15 protein-coding genes are annotated in these 14,050 nt (G+C 61.0%); 5 read left to right on the top strand and 10 right to left on the bottom strand.

The window, feature by feature from the left end; genetic code table 11:
• Positions 1-152: 152 nt before the first annotated feature.
• Positions 153-326 carry a DUF1328 domain-containing protein gene (locus ACQZ5G_RS24385; protein ID WP_003499086.1) on the top strand — a complete coding sequence of 58 codons (174 nt, stop codon included), beginning with the start codon at positions 153-155 and terminating at the stop codon, positions 324-326.
• Positions 327-384: 58 nt separating this feature from the next.
• On the opposite strand, the gene ACQZ5G_RS24380 is transcribed toward ACQZ5G_RS24385, so the two are convergent.
• Complete coding sequence (locus ACQZ5G_RS24380; protein ID WP_003499083.1) at positions 385-1,116, bottom strand: SDR family oxidoreductase; 732 nt, start codon at positions 1,114-1,116, stop codon at positions 385-387.
• 200 nt (positions 1,117-1,316) lie between these two features.
• Between ACQZ5G_RS24380 and ACQZ5G_RS24375 the strand changes: the two genes are divergently transcribed.
• Entirely contained in the window at positions 1,317-2,090 is a 774-nt protein-coding gene (locus ACQZ5G_RS24375) for an IclR family transcriptional regulator (protein ID WP_035259692.1), read from the top strand.
• Positions 2,091-2,195: 105 nt separating this feature from the next.
• On the opposite strand, the gene tal is transcribed toward ACQZ5G_RS24375, so the two are convergent.
• Entirely contained in the window at positions 2,196-3,161 is a 966-nt protein-coding gene (gene tal / locus ACQZ5G_RS24370) for a transaldolase (RefSeq protein ID WP_003523123.1), read from the bottom strand.
• A 206-nt stretch (positions 3,162-3,367) separates the two neighbouring features.
• Here tal and ACQZ5G_RS24365 point away from each other — a divergent pair, with 206 nt between their 5' ends.
• A complete protein-coding gene (locus tag ACQZ5G_RS24365; protein ID WP_448739264.1) occupies positions 3,368-4,354 on the top strand; it encodes a sugar-binding transcriptional regulator in 987 nt (328 codons plus the stop codon).
• A gap of 152 nt (positions 4,355-4,506) precedes the next feature.
• On the opposite strand, the gene ACQZ5G_RS24360 is transcribed toward ACQZ5G_RS24365, so the two are convergent.
• Together ACQZ5G_RS24360 and ACQZ5G_RS24355 are read right to left on the bottom strand one after the other, a co-directional pair.
• Entirely contained in the window at positions 4,507-5,379 is an 873-nt protein-coding gene (locus ACQZ5G_RS24360) for a methylated-DNA--[protein]-cysteine S-methyltransferase (protein WP_448739265.1), read from the bottom strand.
• A 267-nt stretch (positions 5,380-5,646) separates the two neighbouring features.
• Positions 5,647-6,129, bottom strand: coding sequence for a DUF2244 domain-containing protein (locus ACQZ5G_RS24355; RefSeq protein ID WP_448739266.1), 483 nt, complete (start codon positions 6,127-6,129; stop codon positions 5,647-5,649).
• A gap of 37 nt (positions 6,130-6,166) precedes the next feature.
• On the opposite strand from ACQZ5G_RS24355, the gene nth reads away from it, so the two are divergent.
• Positions 6,167-6,949, top strand: a complete 783-nt coding sequence (nth, locus tag ACQZ5G_RS24350; RefSeq protein ID WP_035239600.1) for an endonuclease III — start codon at positions 6,167-6,169, stop codon at positions 6,947-6,949.
• On the opposite strand, the gene ACQZ5G_RS24345 is transcribed toward nth, so the two are convergent.
• Positions 6,911-7,648: a sulfate transporter family protein gene (locus tag ACQZ5G_RS24345; protein ID WP_448739267.1), complete on the bottom strand. Its 738-nt coding sequence runs from the start codon at positions 7,646-7,648 to the stop codon at positions 6,911-6,913. The two genes, nth and ACQZ5G_RS24345, sit on opposite strands and share 39 nt — an antisense overlap.
• Before the next feature lie 298 nt (positions 7,649-7,946).
• Between ACQZ5G_RS24345 and ACQZ5G_RS24340 the strand changes: the two genes are divergently transcribed.
• The gene (locus ACQZ5G_RS24340; protein ID WP_269830156.1) at positions 7,947-8,780 is read left to right on the top strand and encodes a MurR/RpiR family transcriptional regulator; all 834 of its coding nucleotides are present in this window, start codon (positions 7,947-7,949) and stop codon (positions 8,778-8,780) included.
• Positions 8,781-8,993: 213 nt separating this feature from the next.
• Here ACQZ5G_RS24340 and ACQZ5G_RS24335 read toward each other — a convergent pair whose 3' ends face one another.
• From ACQZ5G_RS24335 to ACQZ5G_RS24315, 5 genes are all read right to left on the bottom strand, one after another.
• Complete coding sequence (locus tag ACQZ5G_RS24335; RefSeq protein WP_448739275.1) at positions 8,994-10,568, bottom strand: FGGY-family carbohydrate kinase; 1,575 nt, start codon at positions 10,566-10,568, stop codon at positions 8,994-8,996.
• A gap of 60 nt (positions 10,569-10,628) precedes the next feature.
• A complete protein-coding gene (locus ACQZ5G_RS24330) occupies positions 10,629-11,348 on the bottom strand; it encodes an HAD family hydrolase (RefSeq protein WP_448739268.1) in 720 nt (239 codons plus the stop codon).
• Between the two features lie 7 nt (positions 11,349-11,355).
• Entirely contained in the window at positions 11,356-12,840 is a 1,485-nt protein-coding gene (locus ACQZ5G_RS24325) for a mannitol dehydrogenase family protein (protein WP_448739269.1), read from the bottom strand.
• Between the two features lie 61 nt (positions 12,841-12,901).
• Positions 12,902-13,678, bottom strand: coding sequence for an L-iditol 2-dehydrogenase (locus tag ACQZ5G_RS24320; RefSeq protein WP_448739270.1), 777 nt, complete (start codon positions 13,676-13,678; stop codon positions 12,902-12,904).
• The coding region (locus ACQZ5G_RS24315) for a TOBE domain-containing protein (protein ID WP_448739271.1) at positions 13,675-14,050 on the bottom strand (376 nt) is incomplete at its 5' end. The genes ACQZ5G_RS24315 and ACQZ5G_RS24320, both read right to left, overlap by 4 nt.

The following is a 14,050-nucleotide window of genomic DNA, read 5'->3' as shown; positions in this document are numbered from 1 at the left end:
AGTTAGAGTGTTTTCGCTATTCGAAGCAAAGCGAAAACACTCTAAAACAACGATTTTTGCGGGCGTATGGAACATTTTCGCCTTTTGCGCGTCATTTTACCGAGCCTGTCGCGGGACGGCGGGCTCGGGAAAATTGCAAAAGGGGAAGCGCCATGCTGAAGTGGGCTCTTATTTTCTTTGTTATCTCTTTGATCGCAGGCGTATTCGGCTTTACCGGCATTTCGGCGGCCGCGGCGGGCGTGGCCCGTATCCTGTTCTTCATCGCCGTGGTGATCTTCCTGGTCTTCCTCGTGCTTGCACTGATGGCCGGAAGCGCCGTCGTCTGAATGAAAAAAGGCGACCGGTGCAAGAGCCGGCCGCCTCTCCTCTCTCCCGTAATGGAATTCAGCCTGTCCAGCCGCCATCGATCACATGGATCTGGCCGGTGGTGAAGCCTGCCTCGTCCGACGCGAGATAGGTAACCAGCGCCGCGATTTCTTCCGGCGTGGCGATGCGGCCCATCGGCTGGCGGGCGATGAAATCGGCCAGCGCCTGTTCGTAATTGCCGGTGGCGCGCAGGCGGTCATGCAGGGACGGGCTATCGACCGTGCCGGGGCAGATGGCGTTGCAGCGAATGCCCTTTGTCACGAAATCGGCGGCAATCGCCTTGGTCAGACCGACTACGGCCGCCTTGGAGGCGGTATAGGCGAAACGGTTCGGCACGCCCTTCACACTGGAAGCGACGGAGGACATGTTGACGATTGCGCCCTTGCCCTTTTCCAGCATGCCAGGCAGGAAGGCGCGGCAGGTGCGGTACATGGCCTTGGCGTTGAGATCGAAGGAGAAATCCCAGTCCTTTTCTTCGCAATCGAGAATGGTGCCGGAATGAACGAAACCCGCGCAGTTGAAAAGCACATCCGCATGGCCGATATCGGCGGCGAAATCCTTGACGCCATCGCCGTCGAGCACGTTCAGAACCCGGGTTTCCGCACCCTTCAGCGTCGAAAGCGCCTGCTCATTGATATCGGTGGCGATGACGCGCGCGCCGAGCGATATGAAGCGCTCCGCCGTCGCCCGGCCGATACCCTGGCCGGCGGCGGTGATCACCACTGTCCGGCCGTTAAAATCCTGCACCATGAATAGCCTCCCGCTAAAGGCCCGCCCGCCCTTCAGGCACCGGACCGCTGAATTTCGATGATCTCAAATATGGATCGACAATTCATATGTAAACGCGGTATTCATATGGCGTCAAGCAAACTTGCGTGGATGACGGCTATCGGGCAACCATATTTTCAGGCTGCCCACCCGGCGACCGCGCAAAACACCATCGAGGCCAGATGACCGACGACGACAGCGAAAGATATCGCGCTCCCGCCCTCGACAAGGGTCTGGACATTCTCGAACTTCTGGCCCGCACCGATGGCGGGCTGACGCAGATCGAGATCGCCAAGTCTATCGGCAAAAGCCCGAACGAGCTTTACCGCATGCTGGACCGGCTGGTGCGCCGCGGCTATGTGCAGCGGCTTGACGGAGACCGCTTCTCATTGACGCTGAAGATGTTCGGGCTGGCGCATTTCCACGCGCCGATCCGCCGGCTGGTTTCTTTCGCCGCACCTGTCATGCGCGATTTTTCGGCAAGCGCCGAGCAGGCTTGCCATCTGGCAATTTATGATCGCGGCAGCGTCGTCGTGATCGCCCAGCAGGAATCATCCACCTATTGGGCCATGTCCATGCGGGTCGGCGCGCAGATGAGCCTGTTCCACACCGGCTCCGGCCATGTGCTTCTGGCCTTCCAGACCGAGGCGCAGCGCCAGATCATGATAACCGAACAGGTGCGCGGCAGCGGCGAAACCGTGCCGCCGGACCTTGCGGGACGGCTGGCGGAGGTGCGCAAAAACGGTTTCGAATCCATGGACAGCCTTCAGACCGCCGGCGTGCGCAATATTTCCGCCCCGGTGCTGACGCTGGACGGTACGGCGCTTGCCGTCATCACCTGCCCCTATATCACGCCGCTTGGCGGCAAGGCCCCGACACGCGAGGCCTGTGAAGCGCTGATCCGCGAGGCGGCAAAGCGGATTTCCGAAGTGGCGACAGGAAACGGAAATTCCTGAAACGCACAAAAAAACGCGACCGGCAGGGACCCGATCGCGTTTTGAGTGACTGGAGATTTATATCTCTTAAACGCAGGGGGAACGTGGATGGTTCCCCCTTTTGTATCAGGCCGCAGCCAGCGTCAGTTCCTTGCGGACCATCTCGCGCAGCGTCACCAGATCCTTGGCGAAGAGGCGGATGCCTTCCGAAAGCTTCTCGGTGGCCATCGCGTCTTCGTTGAGCGCCCAGCGGAATGCCTTCTCGTCGAGCGACTGCAGCGGCTCTGCCTTGATATTGTCAGGCGAAAGCTTGCGCTCCAGCTTGCCGCTGTCCTTGTCCAGCTCTTCCAGCAGCGCCGGGCTGATCGTCAGGCGGTCGCAACCGGCCAGCGCTTCGATTTCGCCGACATTGCGGAAGGACGCGCCCATGACGACGGTGCTGATGCCATTAGCCTTGTAATAATTGTAGATGCTGCGCACCGACACGACGCCCGGATCGGTCTCGGCGGTGTAGGTCTCACCGGTGGACTTCTTGTACCAGTCGAGAATACGGCCGACGAAGGGCGAGATGAGGAAGACCTTGGCTTCGGCGCAGGCGATCGCCTGGGCCTGCGAGAACAGCAGGGTCAGGTTGCAGTCGATGCCTTCGGACTGGAGAACCTCGGCAGCCTTGATGCCTTCCCAGGTGGAGGCGAGCTTGATGAGGATGCGTTCACGCTCGATGCCGCGCTCCTTGTAGGCGGCAATGATGTGGCGCGCCTTGGTGATGGAGGCTTGCGTATCGAAGGAAAGGTCGGCATCGACTTCGGTCGACACACGGCCCGGAACGAGGCCAGCAAGGGCTGCGCCCACGGAAATGGCAAGACGGTCGGCAACGGCGGCAACCACGGCGTCGGACTGGCCACCCTGCTTCTTGCCCCATGCGACGGCTTCCTTCACCGCATCGGCAAAGGCCGGTGTGCCGAGCGCTTTGAGAACGATGGTGGGGTTGGTGGTGCAATCCACCGGCTTCAGGCGCGCAACCGCCTCGATATCGCCGGTATCGGCAACGACCGTGGTGATGGCGCGAAGTTGTTCGAGTTTGGACGTCATATCGAATGATCCTTCATGATCTCTTTAAAACTTGCTCTGCCGTCATTTCGTTCCCGCACCATGGGTGCGCCCAAGGCCGAAATCGCGGTTTGTCCGGCTCCGACTATCGCAAGCGGCACGGTCGAAAGTCAAGACATTTGCGCATCGCAATTGACATAAGTTTCATGCCTGCGATACTCGGCCGCTAATAAAGAATGGCGGAAACCGTGGCGAAACTGAGAAGAGAAACCCATACGGCCTATTCGGAAGCGGCGTCTCTGCGGCTGCGCGCCGCATGGCTCTATTATAATCAGGGCATGACGCAGAAGGATGTCGCCGAGAAACTGGGCATCAGCCGCTCCACCGTCATCCGCCTTCTGGACGAGGCGATGAAGCGCTCCGAAGTGCAGATATGGATCAACGAAGGCATTGAGGATTTCGTCGAGCTGGCCGGCCGGCTGGAGGCGGCTTACGGGCTGGACGAGGCGGTGATCATCCCTTCCCCCGGCCCATCCCCGAATAAGGCGAACGCCGAAGGCACGGCCAAGGCGGTCGGGCTGGCGCTCGGGCAGTTCCTTTCCGAAGCGGTGCCGAACGAGGCTACCATCGGCGTCGGCTGGGGCCGCACCATGACCGCCTCGCTTTCCAGCTTCCGCCCGCCGCGCCGGGAAAATTGCAAGGTCGTGTCGCTGCTCGGCGGTATCGTCGCCGTGCACCAGACCAACCCGCTGGATTACACCTGGCGGCTGGCGAGCGCGCTCGGGGCGGAATGTTACATGTTCCTCGCGCCGCTCCTGGTGGATTCGGTTGAGACCAAACGGGCGCTGATCGAAAAATGCGGGCTAGCGACGCTTTACGATCTCGCCGAAACGCTCGATCTCGCCATCGTCTCCTGCGGCGATATCGGCCCTCATTCGACCTCGCTGTCGGAGGGTTTCATTTCGAAGGAGACACTTCGGGAACTCATCGATGCCGGCTGCGTCTGCGATACCATGTTCAACTTCATCGATGCCGAAGGCCGCTCGGTCGATCACCCGATCAACCAGCGCGCCATGGCAATCGATCTCGATACGCTGCGCAAGGCCAAACACATCGTGCTGGCCTCCGGCGGCGCCCACCGCGCCATCGCCATCCGCGCCACGATCAAGCGGATCGGGTGCAATACGCTGATAACAGACGAGGCGGCGGCGCGGGCGTTGATGGAACTGGTTTAGGCTTCGTCAGTCGATTTAGGCCCGCCCTCATTCCTGTGCTTGTCACGGGAATCCAGTCGGCGCGCGTCTGCGCGACGGGAAGAGTCTTTTCAACCCAAGGACTTGGGTTGGCTGGATCCCTGTGACAAGCACAGGGAAGAGGGAGACCGGCGTCACACCTTCCCCGTTTCCCAGCCGAGCATCGCCCGCTTGCGGGTCAGGCCCCAGTGATACCCCGTCAGAGCCCCGCTTTTACCGACGGCGCGATGGCAGGGAACGACGAAGGACACCGGGTTGGCGCCGACGGCAGCACCGACCGCACGCGACGCGGTGGGCTGGCCGATATCGCAGGCGATGTGCGAATAGGTGACGGCGCGGCCCATCGGGATTTTCAGGAGGCTTTCCCAGACACGCACCTGAAAATCCGTGCCGAGCAGCACGACGCGCAGCGGCCTGTCCGCCGACCACATGGACGGATCGAAGATGCGCGCGGCGTAGGGTGCAGTCGCTTCGCGATCCTCGACATAATTGGCATTGGGCCAGCGGCCGGCCATGTCCTCGAAGCAGGCCCTTTCCTCACCCGGATCGGCAAAGGCGCAGCCGGCAAGGCCACGATCTGTCACCATGACCAGCGCAAGCCCGAAGGGCGAGGTGTGGAAACCGTAACGGATCGTCAGCCCACCGCCCTTGGCCTTCCATTCGCCGGGCGACATGGCCTCATGGGTGACGAACAGATCGTGCAGGCGTCCCGGCCCCGACATGCCGACCTCGATCGAGGTTTCCAGTAGCGGCAGGTCCTCTTCGCGTAACAGCCGCTTGGCATGATCGAGTGTTACGGCCTGCAGGAAAGCCTTGGGTGAAAGGCCGGCCCAGCGGGTGAAGGTCTTCTGCAATTGCGTCGGCGACTGGCCAAGCTCTGCGGCAATGGCTTCGAGGGAGGGCTGCTCGCGATAATCCAGCGTCAAAAGCTCGATAACCCCGCGCACCGTGTCGTAATCGGTTCCGATGGGGGTGATGTCTTCGTTCAGCGTAATATTGGCGTTCATCGCAAATCTCCTAACGGGTAAGAGAAAACCATTAAAGCGACTTCGTCTCCACCCGTTTCTTGCGCGGCATCACGATACGCAAGGAATGTTCGTTAGCCGGAACACCCGCGCACCCCCATTCCTGTGCTTGTCACAGGAATCCAGCCGACGCGCGTCCGCGTGGCGAGGGACTCTTTTCAGCCCAAAGACTTGGGCTGGCTGGATCCCTGTGACAAGCACAGGGATGAGGGAAGGAGACCACCGCGCCACGACAACTTCCTGATTCGTTCACATGCGCCGCCGCACAGTCGCCAGCGCGCCACCAAACGCCTTCGCGAAGCTTTCCCGGTCATCCGGGTTGAGAAACGAGCCGATATCGATCGCCCGCCCCTCGCCCGTCACATGCATGGAGACGATGCCGATCTCGTCATGCCGCCTCACCCGGAAGCGCGCCCAGAAGGGATTGAAGCGATGTTCCACCATCCGCCCGGCGGGAGAAAATTTGCGGATCGACAGGCTGGTGCGCGAGACGCTGACCTCTTCCCGCGCCTTCGCCGCCCGGTAATTGGCGCGAAAGGCGGCATAAAGAAGCAGGAAATCCAGCCCGAAGAACAGGCCGACCGGCCATGCCCCGGTGGCGAGGAAAAAGCCGCCATAGACAAGGCAGGCCAGGCCGGAGAAAAGCAGGAGCAGCCGGAAACCGCTTCTGCCAAGCGAACGGTGCGGAACGAGTTCCGCCGCGAAAATCGGCTGGTCGTTGAGCGTATCCACGTTGCTTTCCTCAGGGCGGGCTGGCTATAGATAGTCCATGACAGTCGCCAAAAAACGATCCAGCACCCAAACATTGAAAAAGTCAAATCCGGCATCCGCGCGCAAGCCGGCGCGGGTGAAAACGGCCTATTCCAAGGACGAGCTCACCGAGATCTTCCGCCGCTTTTCCATTCAGCGACCGGAGCCGAAAGGCGAGCTGGAACACACCAATCCCTTCACCCTGCTGGTGGCCGTGGCGCTTTCCGCGCAGGCGACCGATGTGGGCGTGAACCGGGCCACGCGCGCGCTGTTCAAGGTGGCCGATACGCCGGAAAAGATGCTGGCGCTCGGCGAGGAAGAACTGATCGGTTATATCAAGACCATCGGCCTTTACCGCAACAAGGCGAAAAACGTCATTGCCCTGTCGCAGATGCTGATCGACAATTTCGGCGGCGAGGTGCCGAAAACCCGCGAGGAACTGGTGACGCTGCCTGGCGTTGGCCGCAAGACGGCCAATGTGGTGATGTCCATGGCCTTCGGCGTGCCCACGCTTGCGGTGGATACCCACGTCTTCCGCATTGCCAACCGGCTCTGTCTTGCGCCGGGCAAAACCCCTGACGAGGTTGAAGACCGGCTGATCCGCATCATTCCCGAACAATATCTGTTCCATGCCCATCACTGGCTGATCCTGCACGGGCGTTATTGCTGCAAGGCGCGCAAACCGGAATGCGAACGCTGCGTGATTGCCGATATCTGCAAATCGCCGGAAAAGACCTTCGATATTCCAGCGCCGCTGGTGGAGTTACCCGCGCAGCTGTTCGGTGCGGCCGCTAGCGAATGAGGGATCGCGCCGGCTGACGGCCTTGTGCAGATGCACCATCATCGAGGCGGCAAAAAGCGGCGTCAACAGGTTGAGAAACGGCACCGCCAGGAAGGCCGCGATCACCAGCCCGGCCATGAAGACGGTGGTGCGGTGTTTTGAGCGGAACAACCTCGCTTCGGCGGGCGCGCGGAAACGCATCGCCGCGAACTCGAAGAATTCCCGGCCGAGCAGATAGCCGTTCACCAGAAAAAACGCGATGAGATTGATACCCGGCACCAGAAGCAGCAACAGCGCGACAAGGTTGCCGGCAATGACGACACCGAAGAACTTGATGGACGACAGAACGGCCTCGCCGACCGGCATCGCCTTGCCCGGCGGATCGTCCGGATAGCTCTTTTTCTCAACCACTTCGGCGACATCATCGAGAAACAGGCCGGCAATGACGGCGGTGACCGGCGAAATGAGCAGCGCGAGCGCCAGCGCCAGCCCGATGCCGGCGAAAATGGCGAAAACGAAGGTCAGCCAGCCAGCCCAGTCCGGTACGCCGGGGATCAGCGTATCCACCCACGGCAGGGCGAAATAAATGAAGATCGAGCGGATGGCGAACCACAGCGCCGCAAGCACGAGAAGCGTGAGCCCCAGAACCTTCCAGAAGACCGACCGGGTTTCGGCGGCAAAGAGATTGTGGAAGGCAAGCCTCGCCGCATCAAAAATCATCCGGAACTCCTCGACGCCTTTCGCGTTGAAACACACTTACCAGACGAGAGATAAGCGCTGCCCGCCCGCTCTGCAAGACGGGCGGAAAGATGCCAAATGCCTGGATTTAAACCGCAGATGGAATTTCTCTTGAATAAAAGGTATCTCTAAAATATAATAATATACCTATTATATTTCGCATTCCGGTCCGGTGGAGGACAAGGCCGGAAAAGCTATCCCCCACCGTCAAATTGCGGTTCGCACGCTCGTTTGCGCGCGCGCATGCATCATCGTTCAATAAAGATAAAAGAATGAGGCGTTGGTGGAAAAGCTGCTGTTGAACCTTACGCGCGCCATGAAGGCAGGCACCCCTTCAGAGCGCAAGATCGCCAAATATCTGATCGAACATCTGGACGAATTGCCGTTCGAGACGGCGCAGACGCTGGCCGCCAAGCTCAGCCTCAGTCCGATGACGGTCGGCCGTTTCCTGCGCTCGCTGGGATACCGGCAATTCAGCGATATACGCGCCGATCTGCGCCATGCCGAAGAAACGGCCGGCGCGGACCAGCCCGCCATGGCCGAAGGCGGCGAACGCCATTCCAACCCGTTTTCACAGCTTCTGTCGCAGCAGATTCAGGCCATCCAGACCGCTTTCGACATGACCACCCAATCGATCTGGCGGGTTGCCATGAACGAGATCGCCACGGCGGGCAATGTTTTTCTGGCAACCTCTCCGGAAGGTCTCGATGCCGGGCGGCATTTTTACGGGCGGCTTCTGGAGAGCCGGGGCCATATCCATTATCTCGGCAGCGACAGCGCGGCCTATGTCGCCCTGTGGGATTTCGACCCCGCGCAGGCGCTGCTCGTCATCATGGATTGCGGCGGCGCCCTGTCGCCGCTGCAACGCCTGTCGGCAATGGCGCGCAAGAGCGGCTACAGGACATTGCTGATCACCACACGCTTTTATGAATGGGGACCGGAAAGCGCAGATCTCTGCCTTGCCATGCCGCAGGCGCAGAATGGCGGCCAGGGCCTGCTGCAACTGGTCTCCCTGCTGGAATTCACCCTCTGTGCGCTTGGCGCCAGCGCCGATGACAGCGGCAGAGCAAGGGCAAAGAACCTCACGGCCCTGAAACGCGCGCTGCGCAGCTAATTGCGTTTGGCGGCAATACGGGGCCGAGGGATCGAGTGGTTACCGCTCGTTTTTTCTCCTCGTCGGGGAGAAGGTCGCGGCAGCGGGATGAAGGGGCTAGAGTGCGTTCTATCGCTGGCGTTCCCCCTCATCCGGCCCTTCGGGCCACCTTCTCCCCGGCGGGGAGAAGAAATGCGCGGCAGCCGTTAAAGCCTGTCATTTCCTTTTAGAAAATCAAAGGCTTTCCAGTTCCTGACGATGGCGATACATGGCGAGAAAGCGGCGATAATCCCGCTCATAACGGGGGCCACGCGCCGGATTGCCCGATATTTCCGCATTGCCCGGATACATGGCGGCCCCTGCAGCAGCAAGGTTCGCATGCACCCCGCCGGCCGTCGCCGCCGTCATCGCCGTGCCGAGCAGCACCGCATCGGCGGTGGCGGGAACGACGATGCGCTTGCCCGTCACATCGGCATAAAGCTCCATCAGCAGCGGGTTCTTCACATGCCCACCGGTAACGTGCAGGCTTTCCACCGCATAACCGAAACGCTCCATCGCATCGAGCACATGGCGGGCGCCGAGCGCAATGGCGACGGCTGTGCGCCAGTAAAGACGGCAGAGACTGTCGAAAGACGTATCCAAAGTCAGCCCGCTGATGACGCCGACGGCATGGGGATCGGCAAGCGGCGAGCGGTTGCCGTGGAAATCCGGCAGCACATGCAGCCGCTCGGCGAAGGCCTCGCCCTCAAGCGCGCGCAATTCCGTTACCCGCGCAACGATGCGGGCATGCAGCGCCGTATCCGGCTCACCGCCTGCCGCATGCATGCGCACAATATGATCAAGCAGCGCGCCGGTGGCCGATTGCCCGCCCTCCACCAGCCAGTGACCCGGCAGGATCGCCTGCCAATAGGGACCCCAGAGGCTGTGGCCGGGCATCTGCCGCTCGGACATGGCGACAAGGCAGCTCGATGTACCGGCGATCAGCGCCACATGCCGACCCACATCCGCAGACAGGCAGCCGCCCAATGCGCCGAGCGCGCCGGCATAGGCGTCGATCATGCCCGCCGCCACCTGGCAGCCGGTATCGAGACCCAGTTCGGCGGCCGCTTCGGGCGAAAGCGGGCCGATGCTTTCCCCCGGCATTACCGTGGTTTCGGGCAGCCCTGCCCGCTCCCTCAAATCGGCAAGGCCCGCCAGTTCCAGATAATCCGCCTGCCAGCCGGGATTTTCCTGCGCCAGAAAATTCCACTTCGCCGTCTGCGTGCAATTTGAACGCTGCGCTGAACCGGTCGCCTTCCACGTCAGGAAATCCGCCAGATCGAAAGCGAAGAACATGCGCGACCAGCTTGCCGGCATATGCGTCTTCAGCCACATCAGCTTCGGCATCTGCATTTCCGGCGAGACGCTGTTGCCGGCAAAATCCAGCACCCGGTGGCCGGATGCCGTCAGGCTATCGGCCTCCGATATCGCCCGGTGATCGAGCCAGACGATGGTGTCGAACCGGTCTTCACCGGTAACGGAAACCGAAACCGGCTCACCCCGCCCATCGCGGATGACCAGCGAGCAGGTGGCGTCGAAGCCGATGGCGGCAATGCTTTGCGGTGAAACCCCGGCCTCGGCAAGCGCCGCCCTCACCACGATGCAGACCGCGTTCCATATGTCGGTGGAATCGTGCTCGGCGTGGTTTTCCTGCGGCCTCTGCATCAGGATGGGATGGGTGGAGCGGGCAAGCAGCCGGCCGGCCAGATCGAAAATGCCGGCCCGGGCGCTGGCGGTGCCGACATCGACAGCGACGAGATTTTGACGCATCAAGACTGCAATTCCATCCCTTGCGCAACGACCCGGCGACGACGGCAGGCAAAATCTGCTTCAGCCCGCATCACGTTCCATTTGGCCGTCAAAACCGCCCTTCCCCACATAATTGCCGACAAGTTGGACCAAATCCGGCATCGCGTCAAACACCGCATCCGCCCCAAGCCCGGCGATCTTTTCACGGAATGCGGGAAAGCGCGCATGCGAACCGCCGGTAAAGGCAAAAACGCCCATGCCGGCCGCCTTTGCGGCGGCAATGCCGGCCGGGCTGTCCTCGATCACGATGCAGTGACGCGGCTCAACGCCCATTTCGCGCGCCGCATGAAGAAAAAGATCGGGCGCCGGCTTGCCGTTCTTCACCATGGTGGCGCTGAAGACATGCGGTTCGAATTTGTCGATCAGGCCGGTCAGCCCCAGCGAATAACGGATGCGTTCCGGCTGGCTTGATGAAGCGACGCAGCGCCGCAGCGGCAGGAGCCTGTCCAGCGTTTCGCCAATGCCGTCAATCGGCCGAAGCTCGGTGCGGAAACGCTCAAACAGCGTCGCCCGCATATGGTCGAGAAAATCGATGTCGGTTTCGACACCGTAATCCTCAAACAGCGTCGCCGTCATGCTGGCCACACTGCGGCCGAGAAAGCGCTCATAGGCCTCTTCCTCCCCCATCGTCACGCCGAGATGGGAGAGCATATCGAGAAGGACGGAGATGGAGACCGGCTCGCTATCGACGAGAACGCCGTCGCAGTCGAAAATCAAAAGGGGCCCGGTCTCGTCTTCCATCTCTCAGTCACTTTTCAGCCAGCTTGTCATCCAGATAAAGCTGCAAGGTCTTCGCCGTGCCTTCTTGCCACAGCGTCTTCAATGCATGGGCAAAGCGTTTACGGAAAAGCTCCGATTCGGCAACTGTTCCGAAGATATCCTCAAGCGCGAGGAAGGCCATCGGATCGTCCTTGGCCTTGATCGCCGCTGCCTGAAGGCGTTCGGCGCTGGCATCGTTGAAGGCGATTTCCTTGCCGCTGTCGGAGGTGCCCTGGAAATAACGGCACCAGAGCGCCGAAACCAGAGAAAGGCCGACAATATCCTCGCCGCGCGCCAGACGGTCGGCGGTGGAGGGCAGAATGAATTTCGGCTGGCGGTTGGAACCGTCCTGCGCCAGACGCGGAATGGTGTCGCCGATCTTCGGATTGAGGAAACGCCGCTCGATCAGCGCGAAATAATCGGCGAGATTCGTATCGGGAACCGGCGGAATGACCGGAATGATCTCTTCATTTTCAAGCTTTGCCAGAAATGCCCGGATCAGCGGATGCTCCATCGCCTCATGCACGAAATGAATATCGAGCAGCGCCGCCGGATAGGCGATTGCCGCGTGGCCGCCATTGAGGATGCGGATTTTCATGTGCTCATAGGGCGCAACGTCCCTGACAAACTGTACGCCGGCCTTTTCCAGCGCCGGGCGGCCGGCGGGGAAATTATCCTCCATTACCCATTGCTTGAACTCCTCGCAGAAGACCGGCCAGTTGTCCTCGATGCCGAAATCGTCGCGGGCAATATTACGTTCGCGCTCGCCTGTCGCGGGCGTGATGCGGTCGACCATGGAATTCGGGAAAGCGACATTTTCGCCGATCCAGTTGGCAAAGGCCGGATCGGACAGGGCCGCGAGCCCGACCACCGCATTTTTGGTGACCTTGCCATTATGCGGAATGTTGTCGCAGGACATGACGGTGAAGGGTTGCAGCCCCTTGTCGCGGCGCGCCTTCAGCCCGGCGACGATGAGGCCGAACACGGTTTTCGGCGAAGCCGGGTTTCTGCCGTCTTCGGCAATGGCCGGATGCTGCGGGTTGAAGGAACCGGAAGCATCGATGAAATAACCGCCCTCGGTAATCGTCATGGAAACGATGCGGATTTTCGGATCGGCGAGCGTATCGATGATGGCCTTTGTATCGCCAACCTTCAGAATGTCGATCATCGGCCCGGTGACGCGCGCGCCGGTGCGGTTATTGTCCTGCTCCACCACCGTGGTCAGGAAATCCTGCGCGGCAAGCTTTTCGCGCATCACCGCATCGGACGGCAGAACGCCCGCGCCGATGATAGCGAAGTCATGGTCCGTTCCGGTGTTGAAGAGGTCATCCAGATAAACCGCCTGATGGGCGCGGTGGAAATTGCCAACGCCGAAATGCACGATGCCGGCGGAAAGATCGGCCCGGGAATAGGCCGGAACAGCCGCGGTTTTTCTGGCGTCGTCAAGCGTTGCGAGGGAGAGTTTGCATGTCATGTCACGATCCTCGAAGGGGAAACGTTGTTCGTGCCAAGGCCGGGCGACAGGCGCCCGATACTCAGCTCATCCAGTTGCCGCCATCGACATTATAGGTCTGGGCGACGATGTATTGTGCCTCATCGGAGGCAAGGAAGATCGCCATGCCGGTCAGGTCTTCGGCACGGCCCATGCGGCCGAAGGGCACGGCCTCCCCGACCAGCCGCTTCTTTTCACCGGCGGGGCGGTTTTCATATTTCGCAAACAGCGCATCCACGCCGTCCCAGTGTTCGCCATCGACCACGCCCGGCGCAATCGCATTGACGTTGATGCCGTACTTGATGAGATCGAGCCCGGCCGACTGGGTGAGGCTGATGACAGCGGCCTTGGTGGCGCAATACACCGCCACCAAGGCCTCGCCGCGCCGGCCCGCCTGGCTTGCCATGTTGATGATCTTGCCGCCTTTTCCCCGAGCAATCATTGTTTTTGCGGCGGCCTGCATCATGAACAGCGTGCCGGACACGTTGATCGAAAACAGTCTTTCGTAGCTCTCGCGTTTGATCTCGACAATCGGTGCCAGGTCGAACAGCGCGGCATTGTTGATGAGGATATCGAGCCCGCCCGTCTGGCCTTCCACGGTGCGAATGGCGGTGTCGATGGAATGCTGCTTGGTCACGTCGAGTTCGACGGCATAGGCATTCTCGCCGATCTCGCGGGCGGTCTTGCTGGCGCGCTCGAAATCGATATCGGCAATGGCGACGGTTGCCCCCTCGCGTATATAGGCCTCCGCAAAGGCGCGGCCGATGCCGCGCGCCGAACCCGTGATCAGCGCGGATTTACCTTCCAGTCTTCCCGTCATATCGCCACACCCTTCTCATCAAACCTGTGTATCTTGGTCTCGTCCGGAGTGATGAAGACGGTATCGCCATGCCTGCATTCGAACTCGCCATCCGTGCGGGCAGTGATCGGCCCGATGCCGTTCACCTCGAGATGCAGGAAGGTATCGGAGCCGAGATGTTCGGCGACGGTGACCTTGCCCTGCCACAGCCCGCTTTCCTTCGACAGCACCAGATGCTCCGGCCGCACGCCGGCGGTGGTCGCGTTCTTGCTGCGGGCAAAGTCACCGGTGATGAGGTTCATGCGCGGCGAGCCGATGAAGCCGGCGACGAAGAGGTTGGCGGGGGTGCGGTAAAGCTCCATCGGCGAGCCGACCTGCTCGATATTGCCGCGG

The sequence above is a fragment of the Agrobacterium sp. 22-214-1 genome (assembly GCF_053522465.1).
The sequence above is the reverse complement of the archived record's forward strand: the minus strand, read 5'-3'. Positions and strand labels throughout refer to the sequence as shown.

What these genes read in the sequence shown, in the direction of transcription:
- ACQZ5G_RS24345 (WP_448739267.1), bottom strand. Translation starts at nt 7,648, where the DNA reads ATGATTTTTGATGCGGCGAGGCTTGCCTTCCACAATCTCTTTGCCGCC.
- ACQZ5G_RS24385 (WP_003499086.1), top strand. Translation starts at nt 153, where the DNA reads ATGCTGAAGTGGGCTCTTATTTTCTTTGTTATCTCTTTGATCGCAGGC.
- ACQZ5G_RS24335 (WP_448739275.1), bottom strand. Translation starts at nt 10,568, where the DNA reads ATGCGTCAAAATCTCGTCGCTGTCGATGTCGGCACCGCCAGCGCCCGG.
- ACQZ5G_RS24330 (WP_448739268.1), bottom strand. Translation starts at nt 11,348, where the DNA reads ATGGAAGACGAGACCGGGCCCCTTTTGATTTTCGACTGCGACGGCGTT.
- ACQZ5G_RS24325 (WP_448739269.1), bottom strand. Translation starts at nt 12,840, where the DNA reads ATGACATGCAAACTCTCCCTCGCAACGCTTGACGACGCCAGAAAAACC.
- ACQZ5G_RS24360 (WP_448739265.1), bottom strand. Translation starts at nt 5,379, where the DNA reads ATGAACGCCAATATTACGCTGAACGAAGACATCACCCCCATCGGAACC.
- ACQZ5G_RS24320 (WP_448739270.1), bottom strand. Translation starts at nt 13,678, where the DNA reads ATGACGGGAAGACTGGAAGGTAAATCCGCGCTGATCACGGGTTCGGCG.
- ACQZ5G_RS24375 (WP_035259692.1), top strand. Translation starts at nt 1,317, where the DNA reads ATGACCGACGACGACAGCGAAAGATATCGCGCTCCCGCCCTCGACAAG.
- ACQZ5G_RS24380 (WP_003499083.1), bottom strand. Translation starts at nt 1,116, where the DNA reads ATGGTGCAGGATTTTAACGGCCGGACAGTGGTGATCACCGCCGCCGGC.
- tal (WP_003523123.1), bottom strand. Translation starts at nt 3,161, where the DNA reads ATGACGTCCAAACTCGAACAACTTCGCGCCATCACCACGGTCGTTGCC.
- nth (WP_035239600.1), top strand. Translation starts at nt 6,167, where the DNA reads ATGACAGTCGCCAAAAAACGATCCAGCACCCAAACATTGAAAAAGTCA.